The 20,030-nt window shown below is 63.3% G+C and carries 17 protein-coding genes; 2 read left to right on the plus strand and 15 right to left on the minus strand.

Going from position 1 to position 20,030, the window contains the following annotated elements; genetic code table 11:
* Positions 1–24: 24 nt before the first annotated feature.
* The 15 genes from ACQR1L_RS19285 to ACQR1L_RS19355 form a co-directional block, all read right to left on the minus strand.
* On the minus strand, positions 25–1,242 hold the full coding sequence (locus ACQR1L_RS19285; protein WP_434859492.1) for a methyltransferase domain-containing protein: 1,218 nt from the start codon (positions 1,240–1,242) through the stop codon (positions 25–27).
* Between the two features lie 201 nt (positions 1,243–1,443).
* Positions 1,444–2,106: a class I SAM-dependent methyltransferase gene (locus ACQR1L_RS19290; protein ID WP_434859493.1), complete on the minus strand. Its 663-nt coding sequence runs from the start codon at positions 2,104–2,106 to the stop codon at positions 1,444–1,446.
* A gap of 27 nt (positions 2,107–2,133) precedes the next feature.
* The gene (locus ACQR1L_RS19295) at positions 2,134–3,171 is read right to left on the minus strand and encodes a phosphotransferase (RefSeq protein ID WP_434859494.1); all 1,038 of its coding nucleotides are present in this window, start codon (positions 3,169–3,171) and stop codon (positions 2,134–2,136) included.
* The gene (locus tag ACQR1L_RS19300; protein WP_434859495.1) at positions 3,158–3,772 is read right to left on the minus strand and encodes a hypothetical protein; all 615 of its coding nucleotides are present in this window, start codon (positions 3,770–3,772) and stop codon (positions 3,158–3,160) included. Before ACQR1L_RS19300 ends, ACQR1L_RS19295 begins: the two co-directional genes overlap by 14 nt.
* Positions 3,773–3,781: 9 nt before the next feature.
* Positions 3,782–4,819 (minus strand): zinc-binding dehydrogenase, encoded by a 1,038-nt coding sequence (locus ACQR1L_RS19305; protein WP_434859496.1) that lies wholly within the window; start codon positions 4,817–4,819, stop codon positions 3,782–3,784.
* A gap of 8 nt (positions 4,820–4,827) precedes the next feature.
* Positions 4,828–5,751 (minus strand): transketolase family protein, encoded by a 924-nt coding sequence (locus tag ACQR1L_RS19310; protein ID WP_434859497.1) that lies wholly within the window; start codon positions 5,749–5,751, stop codon positions 4,828–4,830.
* Positions 5,748–6,596, minus strand: a complete 849-nt coding sequence (locus tag ACQR1L_RS19315; protein WP_434859498.1) for a transketolase — start codon at positions 6,594–6,596, stop codon at positions 5,748–5,750. The genes ACQR1L_RS19310 and ACQR1L_RS19315 overlap by 4 nt, the downstream gene beginning before the upstream one ends.
* A 42-nt stretch (positions 6,597–6,638) precedes the next feature.
* Complete coding sequence (locus tag ACQR1L_RS19320) at positions 6,639–7,637, minus strand: NAD-dependent epimerase/dehydratase family protein (protein WP_434859499.1); 999 nt, start codon at positions 7,635–7,637, stop codon at positions 6,639–6,641.
* Between the two features lie 12 nt (positions 7,638–7,649).
* Complete coding sequence (locus ACQR1L_RS19325) at positions 7,650–8,258, minus strand: SIS domain-containing protein (RefSeq protein ID WP_035640025.1); 609 nt, start codon at positions 8,256–8,258, stop codon at positions 7,650–7,652.
* On the minus strand, positions 8,255–9,193 hold the full coding sequence (locus ACQR1L_RS19330; RefSeq protein WP_172112740.1) for an NAD-dependent epimerase/dehydratase family protein: 939 nt from the start codon (positions 9,191–9,193) through the stop codon (positions 8,255–8,257). The genes ACQR1L_RS19325 and ACQR1L_RS19330 overlap by 4 nt, the downstream gene beginning before the upstream one ends.
* A 108-nt stretch (positions 9,194–9,301) precedes the next feature.
* Positions 9,302–10,024 carry a nucleotidyltransferase family protein gene (locus ACQR1L_RS19335; protein WP_434859500.1) on the minus strand — a complete coding sequence of 241 codons (723 nt, stop codon included), beginning with the start codon at positions 10,022–10,024 and terminating at the stop codon, positions 9,302–9,304.
* Positions 10,025–10,033: 9 nt separating this feature from the next.
* Positions 10,034–11,539 (minus strand): PfkB family carbohydrate kinase, encoded by a 1,506-nt coding sequence (locus ACQR1L_RS19340; RefSeq protein WP_434859501.1) that lies wholly within the window; start codon positions 11,537–11,539, stop codon positions 10,034–10,036.
* 471 nt (positions 11,540–12,010) lie between these two features.
* Positions 12,011–13,156: a hypothetical protein gene (locus tag ACQR1L_RS19345; RefSeq protein ID WP_434859502.1), complete on the minus strand. Its 1,146-nt coding sequence runs from the start codon at positions 13,154–13,156 to the stop codon at positions 12,011–12,013.
* Positions 13,157–13,248: 92 nt separating this feature from the next.
* Positions 13,249–14,457 (minus strand): hydrolase, encoded by a 1,209-nt coding sequence (locus tag ACQR1L_RS19350; protein WP_434859601.1) that lies wholly within the window; start codon positions 14,455–14,457, stop codon positions 13,249–13,251.
* 51 nt (positions 14,458–14,508) lie between these two features.
* Positions 14,509–16,011: an MBOAT family O-acyltransferase gene (locus ACQR1L_RS19355; RefSeq protein ID WP_434859503.1), complete on the minus strand. Its 1,503-nt coding sequence runs from the start codon at positions 16,009–16,011 to the stop codon at positions 14,509–14,511.
* A gap of 338 nt (positions 16,012–16,349) precedes the next feature.
* Here ACQR1L_RS19355 and ACQR1L_RS19360 point away from each other — a divergent pair, with 338 nt between their 5' ends.
* Together ACQR1L_RS19360 and ACQR1L_RS19365 are read left to right on the plus strand one after the other, a co-directional pair.
* On the plus strand, positions 16,350–17,429 hold the full coding sequence (locus ACQR1L_RS19360) for a hypothetical protein (protein ID WP_434859504.1): 1,080 nt from the start codon (positions 16,350–16,352) through the stop codon (positions 17,427–17,429).
* A 612-nt stretch (positions 17,430–18,041) separates the two neighbouring features.
* A complete protein-coding gene (locus tag ACQR1L_RS19365; protein WP_434859505.1) occupies positions 18,042–20,018 on the plus strand; it encodes a TIGR04372 family glycosyltransferase in 1,977 nt (658 codons plus the stop codon).
* Positions 20,019–20,030 lie beyond the last annotated feature (12 nt).

A 20,030-nucleotide genomic window follows, 5' to 3' on the forward strand; every position in this document is an offset into this window, starting at 1 on the left:
CCTGCAAGGCAAGGCCTGAAGCCGTCACCCGAGACCGCCAGTGATGGCATTGTTCAGCGAAGCGTAGACCGAACGGAAGACGACTCCGCGCTCGGCGAGCGGCGCAAGCTTGTCGCGCACCCGTCCTTCGATGTGGGGCGCGACCGCAAACAGGCATGTGCCGATCCGTTGATCCGCGAGCAGGCGCTCTGAACCCACCACGGGGACGCTGAACCCAGGCGGAAAGAAGCCCGCCTTGTCGGGATCGTCGTCGACCGCCAGCGCGATCATGTCGGCGACCCCGAAGGCGTTTGCAAACATGATGGCGTGATGCCCGATGCCGAACAGGGCCAGACCATCCTTGTTGGGGCCGGCGGCTGTCCGCAGCAGCGACTGCAATTGTCCCCGCTGGTCCAGAAATCCCTGACGATAGCTCCGGAACAGCTCCGACGCGCCCCGCATCGGGAGGGGAGGCGCATCCGGCGACGGCGTCAGCACCGCGACCAGCGCGTCTTCGAGCGCGCCGGGATAACGCAACAGCGTCAGCACCCGGTATCCGCTCGCCTGCGCCAACAGGCGCAAGGTCTCCTCGACGAAATAGCAGCTGTGCTCTTCCCAAAGAAAACAATAGTCGCGCGCAGCCAGAAACTTGCTGCTGTCGGGGACCTCGACCAGCAGCAGGCCCTCGGGGCTGAGCAGATGCTTGAGGGCCCGTAAGGCGGCCACGGGCGTCGGACTGTGCTCGACGATGTAGCGGCACGAGACGATGTCGAAGGTCCCGTGCTCTGCCGAGTCGGCCGACAGCCGTTCGTCGTTGAGGATGGCCTGCCAGCTTTCGAGGTACGGATGACGGCCGGCGGGGGCGTCGACGCCGAGCGGCAGAGTCCTGGTCTCCAGCCCGCGCCCGCCGAGCCGGGACAGCAGCGGCAGTTCGAAAGGACCGGTCCCGATCGCCCGTTGGGCTTCGGGGCGCAGCGAGAGCAGGCTGGCCGCCAGCGCGTCGAGATGGCCTTCCGGTTCGCGATAGCGAATCCACGCCACGCGCGGCATCAGCAGATCGGTGGAAGCCGTGCTGCGCAACTGCACCAGTTGGCAGAACTCGCATTCGACGATGTCGAGATCGACCCTGCGGTCGACCACGCCATCGTCGCTGAAATCGTTGCAGACCGGCAAATGGCCGAGCGACAGCGGCGACGACCCGATCGGGTGACCGCAAACCCGGCAACACGTCTCGTGGTTCTGATCGGAGCGGGCGTTACTCATCGCGATCGGTTGTCCCGTGATGAACCTGGATTGGTACTCAAACCTGAACCCGAATGACCAGCAGCGAGCGGCGAGGCCGCTCGCAACCTCATGCGACATCGCTCCCCATCATCCGGCGGGAGACCGATGAGAGGGCGGCCCGAGGCCGCCGACGAAACATCCCATCGTCATGACGTCACAGTCGCCGCCCTCGTCTCAAACTCACTCGAAGAAGATGAATTCGTGGTCGCCGGTGTAGCCGGAGCGCTTGAACTCGAAGGCCCATTCCTCGGGGGTGTGGAAGATGCGGCAGGTGAGCTGCCAGTACATCAGGTTCACCTTCTCGCGCTCGTTGCGGTAGCCCTCGACGCAGAGGTACTTGCCGCCGCGGCTGACGCGCTCCATCTCGCGCAAGGCCGCATCGAGATCGTAGTTGTAGAGGTTGTGCAGCGTGTTGATCGAGATGACGAGGTCGAAATACTTGTCCGGGTAGGGCAGCTTGGCGGCATTGCCGACCTGGCAGAACGGCTTCACGCTCTCCATCGTGTGCTCGACGCCGTAGGAGGAGATGTCGATGCCGGCGACCTCGAGATCCGGAATCGCCTCGCGGAAATCGTGCAGGATGAAACCCTTGCCGGAGCCGACGTCGAGCACGCGCATGCCCGGCTTGATGCCGTAGGTCTCGATCATCGCGTCGGCGACCTTGCGCCAGCGGCCGTCATATTTGTAGCCGCCATAACCGGTCTCGCGGCTGCCGTCCCAATAGTCGTAGTCGAACTTGATCGCCATTTCCGCGACATCGGCCTTGTCGCGCTGGGTGACGCGCGCGAGATAGTCGCGCTTGGTCGATTTGTGAACGAGACTGACGAACTCGCGATAGGCCATGAAGATCTCCGGACGTGTGAGTGTCGATTAATCGGATGTGGCGCCGATCAGGCCGAGCTGCGCTTCGGCCTTGGCGAGCTGCGCGGCGCAGCGCTGCGCCCAGGCGCCGGTGTCGGCGAAGGCGCGCCTCGTGGCGCCGAGCGGCAGGAAGTCGTTCAGGATGATGCAGGTCCATTTGACCTGGTAGGCGTCGATCAACAGCCGGCAGCGCGCCACGCTGGCGGCGTCGAGCGCGAGGCCCTCGGTCAGCCGGTCGATGAAGTGCTCGTGCACCGCGAGCGGCACCGGCACCTCCGGCTGGCAGAAGAAGTCGGAGACCAGCTTGGCCGGATCATCGCGGCCGGCATATTCGAAGTCGAGGAAGCTCAGCTTGCCCTGATCGTCGATCAGCGCATTGTGGAAGCCGAAATCGGACGGCGACAGGCAGACCTGATCGGCGGGGATGGCGGCCTCGAAGGCAAGCCCTTCAGCCGCAGCGCCGCGCAAAATGTTGGCCTTCACGTCGGCCCATTCCGGCTGCAGCCGCTCCGCCACAAACTGCCGGGCCGCGGCGACATGCGGCACGTCGGCATCGAGCGTCGCCAGCCGCGCCACCCGGCGCTCGACGGTGGCGAGGTGCTCGGCGAGCGAGAAACAGGCCTCTGATCCCGGCGCCAAGGCCGGGCGGGGCGGGGCATTCACCGCGAGCACGAAGTCGATCGCGGCATCGACATGCGCCGGCGCCAGCTCGACCGCGGTCAGCTTGCGTCCCTCGACGAAGCTGTAGAGCCCGGCCTGCTCGGCGCGGTCGCACGCCAGCGGCTCCGGAACGACGCGGACGCCGTTCGACCAGGCATGGCTGACGAAACTCCATTCGGCGCCGAGCCGGTCGCGGGTGTCGCGGGCGTCGGTGAAGTAGCGCTTGAGGACGAGCGGGCCATCTTCAGTATCGAGACGGAAGACCTGGTTGTTGCGGCCGCCGGCGAGCCGCGTCAGCGCCGTCGGACTGGCCTTGCCGGCCTGCGCGGCGAGGCGCTGTGCCAGCGCCAGCAGAGCGGCATCGGCGCTGGCCTCAGCCGCGGTCACGGATATCCGCCGCGATCTCGGACCACGACGCCCGGCGCTCGTAAGGCACGGCCTTGGCGGCGAACTGGTTCTCCGGGTCGAACAGCACCTTGCGCATGCCCTCAGGGAAGCCGCTCATCCCCAGGATCTCCGGCAGATCGTCGACGAAGACCTCGCAGCCCAACGCATGGGCGCGCGCGACCTTCTCGTCCTTGGTCAGCTCGAAGAACACCCGGTCCGGCGCGATCTGGCCGTGCGCCGTGCCCATCAGGCCGCGATCGGTCAGGAAGCCGCGCGCGGCGGCATGCATGTCGTGCTTCGGCCCGAGAATGGGGTGCTTGGTCTTATGGCTGACGATGAACAGGTCGTGGCCGGCGGCGCGGGCCGCCGTGACGAACTCGGCGAACCCAGGATAGGGCGACACGAGGTCCATGCGGGCACCGTAGACATAGCCCTGCAGCTCGGTGAAGTCGTCCTTGCGCCCGGAGCCGTTGAGGTGGTCGCGGACGCTGTTCTTGTCGCGGCCGAGGTCAGCCGGGATCAGGCCGCGCTCCAGCGCGGCCGCATGAAACACGCCGTCATAGCAGGCGATCGTGTTGTCGAAGTCGATCCCGATCCGCATGGCCAGAACTTAAGCCAGCGACATGTCGATCAGCGGACGGCCGACCTTGCCGGCGGCGAGGTCCTGCAGCGCCTGGTCGGCCTGGGCGAGGCTGTAAGGCTTCGACAAGAGGTCCCGCACCGGGAAGCGGCCGGAGCTCAAGAGCCGCCCGTAGCGCCCGTAATCGCGATCCGGCACGCTGTCGCCGCCCCAGGTGCCGAGCAGGCTCTTGCCCTGGTTGAAGACGCCGGGGTTCAAGGTCAGCGCCGCGCCATGCTTGGCGTTGCCGATCACGACCGCGCGGCCGCCCTGCTGGCGGGTGGCGTTGATCGCCTGATCCATCACGCCGGGGATGCCGGAGGATTCGACCGCGAGATCAACGCCCTGCGGCACGATCTTCTTGATCTCGGCCAGCACGTCGCCGGCCGCGTCGATCACATGCGTCGCGCCGTAGATCTGCGCGAGCGCGCGGCGGGTCGGATTGGGGTCGATGCCGATCACCGGCATCGCGCCGGCGAGCGCCGCCGCCATCAGCGCGTTGAGGCCGATGCCGCCGGTGCCGAACACGGCGACCGCATCGCCCGGCTGCACCTTCAGGACGTTGTAGACCGCGCCCATGCCGGTCGGCGCAGCGCAGCCGAGCAGCACCGCGACATCCATCGGCAGGTCGGGCGGCAGCAGGGTCAGGCGGTTCTCGCTGACCACCGAATGGCGCTGGAAGGTGGTGACGCCGCCAGCGTTGACCTTCTTGCCGTCCCAGTCATAGACCGCGCCGCCGGCCTCGATGCCGGTGCCCTTGATCCAGGACAGCACGACCTTGTCGCCGACCTTGACCTTGGTGACCGCGCTGCCGGTCTCGATCACGGTGCCGGTGCCTTCGTGGCCCAGGCAATGCGGCACCCATTTGTCCTCGCCCTTGTCGCCGCGCCACTCCATCACCTGCGTGCCGCAGGCGCCGGAATAGGCGATCTCGACCAGCACCTGGCCCGGCTTCAAGGCGGGCGTCTCGATCTCGGCGAGCACGAGCGGCTGGCCGGTCTGGACCAGGAGGGCAGCTTGGGTCTTCATGTGATGTCTCAGCTCAAGGCGTGGATGATCTTGTCCGCGATCTGGTGGCCGGTCAGGCCGAGCACCTCGCGGGCATATTCCTGTTCACCGGATTTCTTGAAGAAGGCATCCGGCGTGCCGAAGCGCAGGAATTTCTTCGCCTGCGTCTCGCTGTCGACGAGCCACTCGGAGACGGCCGCGCCGAAGCCGCCGATCAGCGAATGCTCCTCGATGGTCGCGACCAGCTTGAAGCGGCTGAACGCCTGCTTGAGCTTGTCCTCATCCAGCGGCTTCACGGTGTGGAAGCTGACGACCTCGGCGGAGATGCCCTTTTCCTTCAACTTATGTGCGGCTTCAATGGCTTCCGGCAGCATGTTGCCGGTCGAGAGCAGGCACACATCGCTGCCTTCTTCGATCGTGATCGCCTTTCCGATCTTGAAATCCGCGATCGGGCCCTTGTGAACGACCGGCTCACCCTTCTTGCCCATGCGGATGTAGACCGGGCGGTCCTGCTGCATCGCCGCGCGCAGGGCGCCGCGGACCTCGAAGGCGTCGCCCGGGCAGATCACGACCATGTTCGGGATCGAGCGCAGGAACGAGATGTCCTCGCAGGCGTGATGGGTCGGGCCGAGGCCGGAATAGGCGAGGCCGGCGCCGACGGCGACGATGGTCACCGGCGCCTCGTGATAGCAGACGTCGGTGCGGATCTGCTCCAGGCAGCGCGTCGTCACGAACGGCGTGATCGTATAGGCGACCGGGCGCAGGCCGTTCATGGCCATGCCGGCGGCGACGCCCATCATGTTGGCTTCGGCGACGCCGCAGTTGAAGAAGCGGCTGGGGTGCTTGTCCTTGAACTTGTCGAACAGGCGGTTGCCGATGTCGCCCGACAGCATCACGACGCGGGGGTCGTCATTGCCGAGCTTGGTCAGTTCGTCCGCGAACGCGTTTCTCATGACAGGCCGAGCTCCTTGAACGACTTGACGACTTCCTCAGCGGTGGGGGCGCGGTAATGCCAGTTGTTGTCGTCTTCCATGAACGACACGCCCTTGCCCTTCACGGTGTGGGCGATCAGCGCCACCGGCTTGCCCGAGCCGTTCGGGATGTTCTGCATGGCCTCCGCCAGCGCGCCGACGTCATGGCCGTCGATTTCATGCGCGTCCCAGCCGAAGGCGGCCCATTTGTCGCGCAGCGGCGCCAGCATCAGGGTCTCGTTGGAGCGCGCGGTCGCCTGCCACTTGTTGTAGTCGACGACGACGCAGACATTCTCGAGCTTCTGGGCGGCGGCGAACATCGCGGCCTCCCACACCGAGCCTTCGTTGTTCTCCCCGTCGGAGAGCAGGGCGAACACGCGGTAGTTCTCGCCCTTGATGCGTCCCGCCAGCGCCATGCCGCAGCCGAGCGGCAGGCCGTGGCCGAGCGAGCCGGTGGCGGCCTCGACGCCGGGCAGCAGGTTCGCCGGCGGATGCTCGGCGAGCCGGCCGCCGTCCTGGCAGTAGGTGTCGAGCTCCTCGAGGGGGAAGTAGCCTTTCATGGCGAGGGTCGCGAACAGCGCTGCGGCGGCGTGGCCCTTGGACAGGATGAAGCGGTCGCGCAGCGGATCGGTGGGGTTCTTGGGGTCGATGTTCAGGACGTGCCAATAGGCGGCGGTCATCGCATCGGCGCAGGACAGCGACGACGCCAGATGCGCGGCCTGGGCCTTGTGCGACATCTCGATGATCTTGCCGCGCAGCTTGGCGGCCTGCGCCTTCAGGGCGGCCACGTCGGGCTTGGCCGCGGTGTTCCGGACTGCCACGTTCATCGTGCTCTCCAGTCGCGCCCCACGGGGAGGCGCAGGAATAAATCAGGGTTTATGCTCGTACTTGGTCGGCAGCTTGGCCATCACATCCTCGAAGCGCCGCGCCCAGGCGATGACGTCGTCGATGCCCTGTTCCAGCGAGAAGGTGTCGCGCCAGCCGAGCTCGGTGCGCAGCTTGAAGCTGTCGAGCGTGTAGGCGGTGTCCTTGCCGGGCCGCTCCGGTCCGATCTCGACGCAGTCCTCAAAGTTCTTGCCGAGCCGGGCGAGGATCATCTCGACCAAAGTGCGGATCGACACCAGCTCGTAGCCGGAGATGTGATAGGTCTCGCCGAGCTTTCCGCTGCGGCCGATCTTCACCGTCGCGTCCGACACGTCGGTCATGTGGATGAACACGCGCACCGACTTGCCGCCGCCGTCGAGGCGCAGCTTCTGCCCGGTCATGGCCGCGACGATGGTCCGCGGCACGATGCGGTAGAGCTGCTGGCCCGGGCCATAGACATTGGCCGCACGGGTGAACACGACCGGGAATTGGTAGTTGGCGAAGTAGGTGCGCAGGCTCATGTCGCCGGCCGCGCGCGACACGGCATAAGGCGTCGACGGGTTGAACGGCGCATCCTCGCGCACCCAGCCCTCGGTCGAGCCGTAGACTTCCGGCGTCGTGACGTGGACGTAGCGGTCGAGGCCGTCATAGTTGCGCAGGATGTCGTGCAGGCGGACGGCGGAGACGACGTTGGTCATCATCCAATGGTCCGGGTACAGCCAGCTCTCGCCGACCATGCTCTGCGCGGCAAAGTTCACGACATGGGTTGGCCGCTCGGCTTTGAGCAGCGCCTTCAGCGCCTCGAGATCGTGGTTGAGGTCGACGCGCTGGAAGCGGACCTTGCCGGGACGCTTCTGCCACTTGTAGGGCAGGAACGCGTCATGCGGCTCGTCGGAGCGGCTGGTGGCGATCACGTCGTGACCGGCCGCGGCCAGGAAGTCGACAAAGGTTGCGCCCGAGAAGGAGTTCGAGCCGAGGATCAGGTACTTTTCGTTCGCAGCCATCGTCTCTGTCCGTCAGACCTCGCGCGTCGTGATGATGTCGCCACGCTGGGCATACAGCCACTGCATGATCATGTGGCCGATCACCATCTGCGCGTCCTCGGCGATCTGCATGTCGTCGACGGCGAAATGGATCGGCACGTCGGCCAGCGCCTTGGCCTTGCCGCCGGTGAAGCCGAGCACGGCATAGGAGGTCATGCCGATCTTCTTGCCCTCTTCGAGCGCCTTCAGGATATTCGGCGAATTGCCGGAGCCGGAGAAGGTGATCAGCACATCGCCTTTGCGCGCGAGCACCGCGAGCTGCAGCGAGAACACCTGGTCGTAGCCTTCGTCATTGGCGAGGCAGGTGATCACCGAGGGATTCGACGACAGCGAATGCACGCGGAGGCCGGAGCCCGGCGTCTTCGACAGCGCGTAGAGGAAGTCGTTGGCGAGGTGGTTGGCGTTGCCGCCGCTGCCGCCATTGCCGCAGAAGAACACCTGCCGGCCGGTCTGCCAGCAGTCACGCAGGTCATAGGCGAGCTTCTCGACCGGGGCCCAGTCGAAATCCTTCAGCACGGTGCTGAAGCGGCTGGTGTAGTCGGCGAACAGGCTGCCGGGGGTCTTGAAGGCCAGGACGTTCATTTCACGACCTCCTTCTCCATCCATTTCAGATTGTACCAGCGGTCGTCGTTCTTGAGCTGGCCTTGCGAGTACATGCCGATGATCTCCTTGATCGCGTCCTCCACCGTCTTCTTCGGACGGAAGCCGGTCGCGAGCAGGCGATCGGAGTTGACGCGATAGCTGCGCGGATCGTTCGAGGGCGTCACGATGACCTCGGCCGGCACGTGCTTGGTGACCATGTTGGCGATGTCGAGGATCGAGATGTTCTCGAAGCCGGCATTGTAGACGCCGGTGTGCTCGGGATGATCGAGCAGGAAGAGATAGAGGTCGGTGATGTCGTCGATGTGGATGTTCGGCCGGGTCTGGTCGCCGCCGAACACCGTGATGCGGCCGTTCATCAGCGCCTGCATCGTCAGCATGTTGACGGAGACGTCGAGGCGCTGGCGCGGGGAGTAGCCGCACACGGTGGCGGGGCGCACGATCTGCACCACCATGTCGTCCTTGTAGGACAGCACGATGCGCTCGCCGCACATCTTGGTCTTGTTGTACTCCGAGATCGGCAGCAGCTCGAGATCCTCGGTGACCTGCTCCTCTTCCTTCACGCCGTAGACGCTGCCAGAGGACGCGTAGATGAAGCGCTTGATACCGTGGCGGTAGGCGCGATCGGCGAGCTGCATCGTGGCGAGGCAGGAGATCTCCCAGGTCAGCTTCGGATCGAGATCGCCGCAGGGGTCATTGGCGACGCTGGAGAGATGGATGATGGCGTCCACGCCGGTCAGGTCAATCGCGTCGGGATTGCGCACGTCCCCCTGAACGACGGTGAGATCCGGATGCGGCTCAAGGAAGTTGCCGAACCACATGATGTCGAACGCAACGACCTTGTGGCCGGCCTTCAACAGCTTCGGCACGAGCACGCTGCCCTTGTAGCCGCACGCTCCGGTCACGAATACTTTCATCTGAGCAATCCCCGTGGCTCGCCTGTCGTCTCGCCGGCTGGCGCGTCGCGCGCACCTTTATACAAATTGGCTGGGGAAGGCGACCGGCCCGGCGGCAATAGCCGCCCGTCAAACGTCCCCGCCACGGCGCGGTTCGTGATTAAACTCCAAATGAGCCCGGCGCAAGCTTTCCGGGTTGCCGATATCCCGATGATAACCGCTGGTTTCCACGCACAAAATGCGTCCCAAATAGTTGGGGATGATTTCGGTGGAGAGGTCGACGACCGGCTTTCCGAGCGCCGCGATGTCGGCGATCACGCTGGGCTCGAACACGTAGACCGCGCCATTGGCGAGGTTCCCGGGCGGATTCTTGACCTTCTCGTGGAAGGCGATCACACGGCGCTGATCATCCAGTTCGAGAATCCCGCACGAGCTTGGATCGTCGGTCCGGAACGCGAGCATCGTCATGATGCAGCCGGACGGCCGGCCGTGATGGGCGGCGAGCAGCCCCTTGACGTCGAAATCCGTCAAATTGTCCGCATGGGCGACCATGAACGGCTGGTCGCCGAACCAAGCGCGGTTGGCCAGCACGGTGCCGCCGGTGCCGAGCAGTTCATCTTCGTGAACGAGATCGATCCGGTTGCGCCAGCGCGACTGCGCGACATGGGCCCGGACCTGCTCGGCCAGCCAGTGCGTGTTGAGCAGCGCCCGCTCGACGCCGCCTTCGAACACGAGGTCGAGCCAGTAGTCCAGCAGGGGCCGGTCGTGCACACGCACCAGGCATTTCGGCGTCGTGTTGGTCAGCGGACGCAGCCGGCTTCCGATCCCGGCCGCGAGCAGAAGGGCACGCATGACGACATCCTACTCGTGGCTGAAGCCGGTTTCGTCGATTTCCTTGACCAGTTCCGCTGTCGTGAGCGGCAGGTTGCCGACGCGGGAGACCTGCAGCGCCGCGGCCAGCGAGCCGAGATAAGATGCTCGCCAGATATCGGCGCCCGCGCGCAGGCCCATCGAGCAGGCCATGAAGAAGCTGTCGCCGGCGCCGGAGACGTCCTTCGGCGACGGGTTGAACGCGGGCAGACGGTCGGAGGTGAAGGCGCCTTCGGCCATGGTGTTGATCAGCGCGCCCTCAGCGCCCAGCGTGATCACCAGGTTCTTGGTGCGTGCCCGCTCGACCAGCCGCTCGCTGATGACGGCGAGGCCGGAGATGAAGTCGTTCAGCGCGACGCGCGCCTCGCGCTCGGTCGGCGTCAGCAAGGTCATGCCCTTGAACCGGGAGACGTCGCCGGTCTGCGACGAGACCTGGCTGTCGGCGGCCATCATGACGCCTCTGGAGCGCGCGAGATCGGCGATCGCATCCACCAGATCCTGCGGCAGGCAGCCGTAATTGAAGCAGGAAAACAGCAGCAGATCGCAGGTCTTCAGGGCGCGTTCGACCGAGGTCAGCATCTGCCGCTGCAGATCGGCGTCCGCGGCGTGCTGGCGCAGATGATTGACGCGCAGCAGCGTCTTGTTCAGCGCGCGAAAGCGCTGCTTGCGCGTCGTCGGCCGGGTCTGGTCGGCGAAGGCGTTGAAATTCACGCCGTGCTGCTCAAGCGTGCTGCGGGCAAAGCGCGCCGCATCATCGTCCCCGACCAGGGTGAAGAAGCTCACATCCGCGCCGAGCCCATGGGCGTGGGCCGCCACGGCGCCGGCCCCGCCCACGAAGGTTCGGGTCATCAATGGCGTCACGACGATGGTCGGATCCTCCTGCGACATTCCGACGGCGTCGCAGGTGACATATTCGTCGACGATCAGATCGCCGATCACGGCCACCCGCATGCCCGAGAGCTTGCGCAGCAGGTCCTTCAGGCTCGAGATCTCGAAACCGTGGCGTTTCGGAAACTCGAGCGGCTTGCGGACGGTGGAGATGTCGATGTTGGCGTCGCGTTCCAGCAGCGACAGCGAGGCGAAGCGCAGTTCACCGGAGGAGAAGATCAGTCGGCCGCCATAGGCGTCCACAGCCTCCTGTTCCGGGTTGGTCCGGTCCTCGAACTCCTTGCCCTTGACGACGATCGTCGGTTTCAACTGCCCGATGAAGTCGGACGCGGAGGTCTCCAAACGCACGGCATGGTGCACAAACGAGATGGAGCGCACGTTGTCCAGCCGCATGTCCTGCGCCAGGGTCACGCCGGGCGTCGAGTCCGGATTGACGCCGACGACGAGCACATCGGCCTGCTCGGCCGCGAACTTCAGAAGCCGTAGATGTCCGGGGTGCACGACGTTGAAGTTGCCTGACACGAAGGCAATCGTCTGACCGGGCTCGCAGGAAGCGCGAATTGTCTGACAGACCAGATCCATCTGCGTCATTTCGATAACCTGATCCAAGGGCTTCGACTCCGGCTCATCTGTCCTGAATGGGCCTCGCTGCCGGCTGCGTATGCGAATCGCCGATGCAACGGCCAGGATCCGGGTGATCGTAGCGGCGAAGGTCCAACTTCAGCACGCCTCGTCGACGTTGATTCTATTGCGAAAAGTCGAAGCATTCTCATGATCGGTGACGAGAGGCGCGAGGCATCCAGGCGTTGTGCACCCCTCTTTAACAGGTGTGCGCAGCAGCACAAACCCCTGCACGGCCTGTTGTTGAATTCTCGGACGATGAAGTTGCGATCATCGCGCAGATCTCAGGGTGACGGATGTCGGTTCACAGCGGCCAATCCTGCTGAGACATGCTGCGTTCATGCCCGGGATGGTCGTCTCCACACGCGCCGCGCGGAGATCTCGCGTTGTGCCCTTGAACGTCGCGGCCGATGGCGACGGAGAGCAAGAGCGATGGAGGGGAGGATCCTCGCGCTCTGGTCAGTGATAGAGATCGAACTGCTCTTCCTTGCGGTCGAGGTCGGCCGCGAGTTCGTTGCGATCGATGCGCGGGAAGTGCCTGCTGAAATCGGGGCGGTTCAGCAATGCGAGATAGGTCTTCAGCATGCCGCGTTCCGAGGGATGAGCCGGATCGAAGAAGTTCTCAGTCGTCTGCGAAATCTCGGTACGGCTCATGTCGAAGAACGAAATTCCCAATTGCGCGAATCTGCTTGCGGTCTGCGGGCTCTTCAGCTCCCGCCACAATCCTGAATAGGGCCAGTAGTTTTCGTCGGTATCGAGGAAAGCCGCGGCGCTCTCCAGCAGAGGGTACTGAATAGCGATCACCGTGAAATTGCGCTCGCGCGCCAGTCGGGACAGCCGCTCGATCTCGCCGAGCTGCCGCTCGCTGAGATGCTGGGCTCCGGGAAAGGATGACGTGACGTATTGAGCGCCGCGCGCTAAGGTTTCCGCGGCAAGATTCCGATAGGGCGGAGCGACCATCACCGAACCGTCCTTGCGGAAGCCGAATTGGCCGCGAATGGCCTCGGTCCCGATCAGCCTGTTGCCGTCGATCGGCTCGTGCTGGGGAGTGGTCACCGCGGAGAGGATGGCATCGCGGTTGCCATGGGTTCGCATGACGAAGTCGATGACATCGTGCAATTTCCGACGATGCGACGCCAGCCCCTGGCTGAAGTCCATCGTGCGCTCCTTCTGCCAGACTTCTGCGAGAGAATCGCCGAACAGGAAGTAATCCAGCGCGACGATGACGACACGAGGTTTGGCGACGTGAGTGGCGCGGTCGATGAAGTCGACGACGTGGGTGAGCGGCCACGCCGTCAGGCATGCATTGTAGGCGACATAGGGCCGGAACATCTGGTCGCGGGCCTGACCGCACCGCGAGCTGCCGACAAGCAGCACCTCGGGTTGAACCTGCTTGATGCGTTCCAGCTTGTAGGGGGCGTAGTCCTTGAAAGACCCGAGCCAGAGAATACGATCATGGTGCGATTGCTCGGCAGCGATGCTCGACAGCGGCACTGTTGCACCCAGCCGCCAGCCGATCCATTCGAGGCTTGCAAGCAGCGGCAACAATAAAGCCGCGAGCAGCGCCAGTACAACTACAACATAGCGCGTCACGGCCGATGCCAACCCCGCCTCGAATTGCTGGAAACTCTATCTTAAGTCTCGGAAAAATCCACCGTTATCCGTACTTTCCCAGGGGGCTCCCGTCCACCCCGACGCTAGCGTCTTTCGCCATCCCCAATGGCTGTTTTCGGCGCTTGATGCCCGGCCGCGGTGTCGAGGTTGCGCTCGATCTCAGTTGCGTCGATGTTCGCGAACATGCCGCGGAACTCATCATCCTTGAGCAGATGCAGCATCACCTTGGCGGCGCCACGTTCTGCAAGATGATAGGCGTCGACAAAGCTCGCGGTCTCGTCCTCGAATTCCAGTCGTCCCAGATCGAAGAGCGGAATGCCCAGCGTCCTCAGCCAATCGCGCATGTCCTGCGTGGCAAACTCGCGCCAGGCGCCGAACCCGTAGCGACCGCCTTGTTCGCGATCCAGCAGTTCGATGCCGGCGCGGATGAACGGAAGTTGCACCCCGAGCAAGGTGATGCCACGCGTCCGCGCCATCTCGGCCAAGGCAGCGATTGGCCGCTTGAGCCAGGGGGAGATGCCTGCCGCACGCGGCAATGTGTCGGCGAGGGTGGCGGCGTTCATGAATCGGGACCGGGCATCAGCCAGGTGCGCGGGTGAATACTGGTAAGAACCGTCGCTGCGGAAACCTTCTTCGTGAAGGATCGATTGGGTTCCGGTGAACACCGTCGGCGCATTCAAATAGTTTCGGAAGGTGGCCGGATGGCGGGTCGCCGTCCGGGCGAAGTCGAGCAGGCTGCCGCTCAGGTAGGAGAGCGGCCAATTCTCGTGCATCTTTCGCGTGATCGCGAACCATTCCTCCCATCTGTCGGCGAACAGGAAATGGTCCAGCGACAGGATCGCTATCCGCGGTCGGTGTTGCCGCGTGGCCAAGTCGAACAGCGTGGCCGTTTGGCCCGTGGTCCAGGCGGTGAAAGACAGATTGTAGAAGCGGTACGGCTTGAACATCTCGGCGCGGAATGCTCCGGCGCGAGACGTGCTGATCCATATGATGTCGGGGCGCTCTTGCTCCAGCCGCGCCAGCTTGAACGCCGCATTGTAGCGCAAATCGTAGGGAAGCACGATCTGCTCGGGATTGTCCCGTTGCGAGTTGGCAAGCTGCTGCAGGCTGCTCGACGCACCGAACCGTTCTCCAGCCCGAAAAAGACCGAGGGGAAGCAAGTAGCCCGCGAGTGCGGAAGCCGCCAAGACGCTGATGACATAGCGTCTCGTCCGGTCGGGCTGCGGAGGGGCATCGGCTCGCTGCGGCGAACCAATCACGCTGCGATCGTCGCCTTCGCCGTTCGTCAGCATCGCCAATCGTCAAGTTCTGCCGGATCAGCCCCGCGGATCATCTGAGGGCGACTAGAACTGGAAGTAAAGGAACTGCGACGTGTCGCCGGCGATGATGTTCATGAGGACGGCTGCGACCAGCGCGACCGATGTGCCGATCGCCCAGGGCAATGACGGACGCCACTTCAGACTGAGAATGCTCCAGGGGCGCGGATTGTGATAGGTTTCGAGCCCGACCTTCCACCGATCGAACATCGCGTTCACGTTGGGCAATCCCAGGCAGGCCGCATAGCCCAGCACGATTGCCAGCATGATCCGTGCGTCGATGAGATTGCTGATCGTGATTTTTTCGGAGTTCGAGAGACCGACCATCCCCTTGATCAGCCTCACGGCCGCAGCGGGATTGTCGGCGCGGAAGAACACCCACGCCAAAACGACGACGAACTGCGTCAGCAGCAGCGCGGCTGCGGCGTACCAGATGGAGCTGGACAAACGCGCGAGCGTCGGCTGTCGCTGAACGAACTTGCTCCAGCGGTGATTGATGATGAGGAAGAGCCCGTGCAGGGCGCCCCATATCACGAAGGTAAAACCGGCGCCGTGCCAGAGGCCGCCGAGCAGCATGGTCGTGAACAGGTTGATGTTCCGCCTGTGCTCGCCGTGACGGTTGCCCCCGAGAGGAATGTAGAGGTAGTCGCGCAGGAAGCGTGACAGCGAGATGTGCCAGCGGCGCCAGAACTCGACAATGTTCTGTGACTTGTACGGCGAATCGAAGTTGAACGGCAGCTTGATGCCGAACATGATCGAAATCCCGATCGCCATGTCCGAATAGCCGGAGAAGTCGAAGTAGATCTGCAGCGAATAGGCGAGCGCGCCGCCCCAGGCGTCCATCAGATGGAGATGGCTGGAATTCGCGGCCTGGAAGACGGGATTGGCGACGAGCCCGAAACCATCGGCAATGAACGACTTCTTGAACAGGCCGATGGTCAGGATCGTCAGGCCGATGGCGATGTTCTCGAGCGAGATCTTCCGGCTTTCCTCCGAGCCGAACTGCGGCATCATCTCGCGATGATGGAGGATCGGTCCTGCGATCAGATGCGGGAAATAGGTGACGAACAGGCCATATTTGACGAAGCTGCGCTCGTCGGAATAGCCACCATAGACGTCGGCGAGATAGGCGATCTGGGTAAAGGTGAAGAAGGAGATTCCCAGTGGCAGCACGATCGCGAGCGAAGGATACTTGGATGCGCTCAGCGCGTTGAGGATCTGAATGCCGAAATTCGTGTATTTATAGAAGGCCAGCGCCGCGAGATTGAGCGTAATGGCGCCGGCGAAGAGACCGCTGCGCGCCTTCCCCTGTTGTCCCGCGATCAGCAGGCCCATCGTATAATTGAAGACGATCGAAACGAGAATGATCGGGACGAAATGGATGTCCCAATAGCCGTAAAACGTCAGCGATGCGGCGGCCAGCCAGCTCAGGCGCGCGACGGGAGAAACGACAAACCGCGCCAGCAGGAAGTATCCGGCGAACGTCACCGGCAGGAACAGGAACAGAAACTCGAACTGCGTGAAGAGCATGGAAAGTTTCTTGGTGTTGCCGCGGGTTAATTTGGTTTATCAACGATCGTACGCCATGCCAAGGTTATCCTGGGTGCGGGCGTCGAAAGTCTGTGGGATTGTGGTTCTCCGACACGCCGTCGGACTGGCTGAACGGTGCTGATGATGCTTTAAGTCCGCAAGCGGCTTCGTCAAATCTGATCGGCAACTCGCAAATGCGCGCCGCGCTGCTGCGGCCGGCGCTCCAGGAAACGGCTCTGCGTTCAGGGGTGGCGTGAGCTGGTCAGTTGGTGGCTACACTCGAGGGGCAGCGAACGCTCCTCAGCATGTTCCGGAATCCGTGGAAGTGAGATCGAGCCATGTCATCAGTCGCCGGAGCGGGGGCCAAGTCCGAAGCCGGGTCCGAAGCCAAGTCTGGAACGCCCGCGGTCCGACGCTACCTTCTCGTTGTCGGCCTTTGCGGAGTTGTCGTCTTTGGCCTGTTCGTCGTCGGCATTGCCCTGTTTTCATATGACGGCTGGACGTTTCGCGACGGCTGGCTGCAGATACCTCGCCAAGGCGATGCCGGATGGTACCGCGATTTCGGCGGGCGCAATGTGCCGCAAATCCAGGATCAGGACGTCTTCTTCAGCAATGTCGGCTCATCAGTCGACGCGGCCCGGAGCTCGGACATCGTCTTTCTCGGCCCATCGTTCGTCGGTTATGCTCTCGATCGCCGGACGCTTCTCGCAGACCCGCAGCTGTCTCGCCTGAAGATCTACAACATGTCCTTCCTGGGTCTGCGCGGGGGCGAGTTCTCCCGTCGGCTCATCGAGCGCTGGAAGATCCACCCGCCGCTCTGGGTGATCAACGCCGACGATCAGTTCGTCCACTTCTTCAGCAACGATCTGAATGTCACCCTGGGCCCGCAAAAAATGCCGATCGCTGCGGTGACGCGCACGCGGCTTCGTGGATATCTGACGGTCGTGGGGCGCAATCTTCATTGGCGCATCGAGGACATGGTGGCTGCGTATCGCAGTGGGCAGTTCACCCCATCCGGGCTGTACCGGAACATTTCCGACGGAGACCTCGGGCTGGACGCAAATCCAGCCTATGTCGCGGACGGCAACAAGCCGCTCGTTTCAGCGCGCGACCCGGACTGCCATACCACGCCCGTGATTGTCGACTACGCGAAAACGATGCTGAAGGAGATCGGCGGTCGCGCTGTGCTTACCCTGGTTCCGCACAGCCAGTCATGCTTGAAGCAGGCCGAAGAGCTGGCGAAAGCGCTCGACGTGGATTTGATCGCGCCGCCCTTCGACGGCATGACGACCGTGGACGGCGGCGGTCACCTGGACCGCCGGGGCGCAGAAAAATACACGAGCTATCTCGCGCGCGAGATCGTCCGGACGCGGGCGTTCAAGCAGGCATTTTCCAGCAGGCTCGGACTCGCCGACTGAAGTTCATGCGACATGGCGGCCGCTTCATGTTGTGAGAAGCGGATGTCGTCCCGCGGCGCCAGATGAGATCGATTCGCAGGCGCGTTGGCGTACGGAATCTGCCGATTGGGCTGACGAATCTCGGTTCACGAGCCAGGGGATGGGGAGGCTACCGGGCAGGGGGCTCCGTTCATCGAAGCCGGCAATCGTGCAGGACAGGTCGAAGCGTGCGGTGTTCGCTGAACGCGCTGTATAGCGCGGTGGCATGTGTTCGCGGTGAGATTCGGTTTGCGCCGAGCTGAAAGCCAGATGAACAGCAAGGCAGCAAGTTGCGGATTTCTGCACTCTGTCGGCGCCGATCAGTCTGTCGCGAGGTTCGGCTTGGCTTGGCAGCATTCGCTCTGCTATACGTCGTGCCTGGGGCAGACGATACAACTTTGGATCATCCATTGCCGAGCTGATAGCTCGGCAATGCCCGTTGTTCCTTGGGGCTTCGCATTCTTATGAATTCATTCTCGAAGCTGATCGTCGACATCGTATTTGCACGCAACTTGCTTCGGTCATCCAACCCAAGCTGAATCTGTCTGCGGGGAAGCAGGTACATCGGCTCCGTTGGGGCGTTACCGGAGGAAGTTGAAGCTCAAAATGAAGCCCGCTCGCTATCGCAGGTTTGTCTATCTGGCTTTCATCACGTTCGGCGCGGCGCTGAGTCTGCTGCCGCGGCGATTGGTGTTCCTTGGTCTCGTCATCGCCGAGTTCGTGAGATTGCCGCTGCGTGAGCGGATGTACCAGGCCTACTTTCCCTACGTCACATCTCATCTCGCGGAGCACGCTGACTACCGCTATTCGACGGCTCTCAGTCGTCGCTTCTATCGGGCATCGATCCATGTCCTGTACCGGATCGGAGCCTATCGGAAGGTGATCGAGTCTGTGCGTCGGGAGACGTTGCGTTTGGACAGCCCGGCCGTCAGGTATGCGCTCGTGAGGTCGCTCTTCGAACTGGGCGAGTTCGATGAAGCCCTGGATGCGGCAGCGGGAGCGACAGACGACGATCTGATCCGAATCATCGATCTCGCCTTTCACAGGGCGATGCTCCAGATCATTGACGGCGATGAAGCGGGTGCGTTGGACGCGCTATTCTGGGCCTGCCGGGGCAGCCTGCATTTTTTTCGTCCTCATCAGAATATCGCTGCTCGCGGTTCGTCACGCTATTTTCCCAACCAAATCGATGTGCTCTCGGGAGCGCCCGGCCGGCTGTTCGATCTGTGCAACTTCACTGGACAGCGGGTGACGCATGTCGGACGCGGCGAGCTTGGAACTCGCTTGTTCGAACGTGCTTTGGACGCGCAAGAGGAACTCCGCCAATCGCCACCGCTGCTATCCGCAGAGTTGGCAGACCTGCTCCGCCGACTCGACGTCTCCCTGGAGGAGCTGCGTTTGGTGCCGGAGGAATGGGCCACCCAGATCGGCCATCTGGGGATGCTCGACATTCTGTTTCGTATGCGTGAGCTTCGCTGGTGGTCGGGCAAGGCGGTGATCGTTGCGCGCCCGGGATTGATTGCCAACGACCCATTCTTCCGTCTTTTCGAACGCTTCGGTCAGATCCTCGTGGTCGGTGAGTCGATCTCTGAGCGGACCGCACATGAGTTGTTGTCCCTTCAGCGATGGTATGGCCTGAATTTCAATGCGTGCCGGCTGCCGGACGGACGTGCCGTGCCGTGGCAGGAGGCGGGAGCGATCGCCATCGAGCAATGGGAGCGCGAAGGACGACCGCATCCGTTGCGGGAGGTCTATGATCAGGCGACCAATCTTGCGGATGTTGCCGCCGACGGATTCCGGCGGCTCTGTTCCAGATACGGAATGAAGCCCGACGACTGGTACGTCTGCCTGCACACCCGCGATGCAGCCCACTATTTCGAGTTCATGGGGACAGGGCAGACGCATCGCAATGCGCCGATCGAAACGTCGCTCGAGGCCATCCGACTGATCACCTCGCGGGGTGGATGGGTGATCAAGCTTGGTGGGCCAAAATCTCCCAAGCTTCCTCCGATGGAGCGAACCATCGACTACGCATTGAGCGAGTTCCGCTCGGAGTTGATGGATATTCACTTGATCCGTCATGCCCGCGCCTTCGTCGGGACCACGTCCGGACTGACGAACGTGGCCGTGAGCTTTGGGATTCCCTGTGCCATCGTCAATGCCATCACGACCGATGCCCAGCTCTGGCACGCCAATGTCCGTTTCGCGTTGAAGCACGTGAGGCTGAGGGATGGAACGACGCTGACGCAGCGGCAGCTGACAAGCGAGCCGTGGCGATGGCGGGTTTTTGATGCCGCCGTGCTGGGCAGGAACGGCGCGCATCCGGAAAACAATTCGTCCGATGAGATCTGTCATGCGGTCGAGGAAGTCCTGGCGTTGGCCGAGGGACGATCGGCGGAATTCGAGGCCCGCTATGACACGGCGGGACTTCTGGATCGCTGGAAGCGCTCCCTCGCGCTGCCCTATTTCTACGGTCCAAGTCGGCCCAGCCTTGCGTTTCTCGCCAAGCATGAGAAGACGTTTCTCCCGAATGAGGCGGGGGTAGCCGAGCTCTGCCTCGAAGAGCCTTAGCGTTGAACGAGA

Source organism: Bradyrhizobium sp. HKCCYLR20261 (genome assembly GCF_051168435.1).
GTDB lineage: Bacteria > Pseudomonadota > Alphaproteobacteria > Rhizobiales > Xanthobacteraceae > Bradyrhizobium.

Coding starts and splice junctions, on each gene's coding strand:
- ACQR1L_RS19285 (WP_434859492.1), bottom strand. CDS start 1,242: ATGAGTAACGCCCGCTCCGATCAGAACCACGAGACGTGTTGCCGGGTT.
- ACQR1L_RS19290 (WP_434859493.1), bottom strand. CDS start 2,106: ATGGCCTATCGCGAGTTCGTCAGTCTCGTTCACAAATCGACCAAGCGC.
- ACQR1L_RS19300 (WP_434859495.1), bottom strand. CDS start 3,772: ATGCGGATCGGGATCGACTTCGACAACACGATCGCCTGCTATGACGGC.
- ACQR1L_RS19305 (WP_434859496.1), bottom strand. CDS start 4,819: ATGAAGACCCAAGCTGCCCTCCTGGTCCAGACCGGCCAGCCGCTCGTG.
- ACQR1L_RS19310 (WP_434859497.1), bottom strand. CDS start 5,751: ATGAGAAACGCGTTCGCGGACGAACTGACCAAGCTCGGCAATGACGAC.
- ACQR1L_RS19315 (WP_434859498.1), bottom strand. CDS start 6,596: ATGAACGTGGCAGTCCGGAACACCGCGGCCAAGCCCGACGTGGCCGCC.
- ACQR1L_RS19320 (WP_434859499.1), bottom strand. CDS start 7,637: ATGGCTGCGAACGAAAAGTACCTGATCCTCGGCTCGAACTCCTTCTCG.
- ACQR1L_RS19325 (WP_035640025.1), bottom strand. CDS start 8,258: ATGAACGTCCTGGCCTTCAAGACCCCCGGCAGCCTGTTCGCCGACTAC.
- ACQR1L_RS19330 (WP_172112740.1), bottom strand. CDS start 9,193: ATGAAAGTATTCGTGACCGGAGCGTGCGGCTACAAGGGCAGCGTGCTC.
- ACQR1L_RS19335 (WP_434859500.1), bottom strand. CDS start 10,024: ATGCGTGCCCTTCTGCTCGCGGCCGGGATCGGAAGCCGGCTGCGTCCG.
- ACQR1L_RS19350 (WP_434859601.1), bottom strand. CDS start 14,457: ATGCTGACGAACGGCGAAGGCGACGATCGCAGCGTGATTGGTTCGCCG.
- ACQR1L_RS19355 (WP_434859503.1), bottom strand. CDS start 16,011: ATGCTCTTCACGCAGTTCGAGTTTCTGTTCCTGTTCCTGCCGGTGACG.
- ACQR1L_RS19360 (WP_434859504.1), top strand. CDS start 16,350: ATGTCATCAGTCGCCGGAGCGGGGGCCAAGTCCGAAGCCGGGTCCGAA.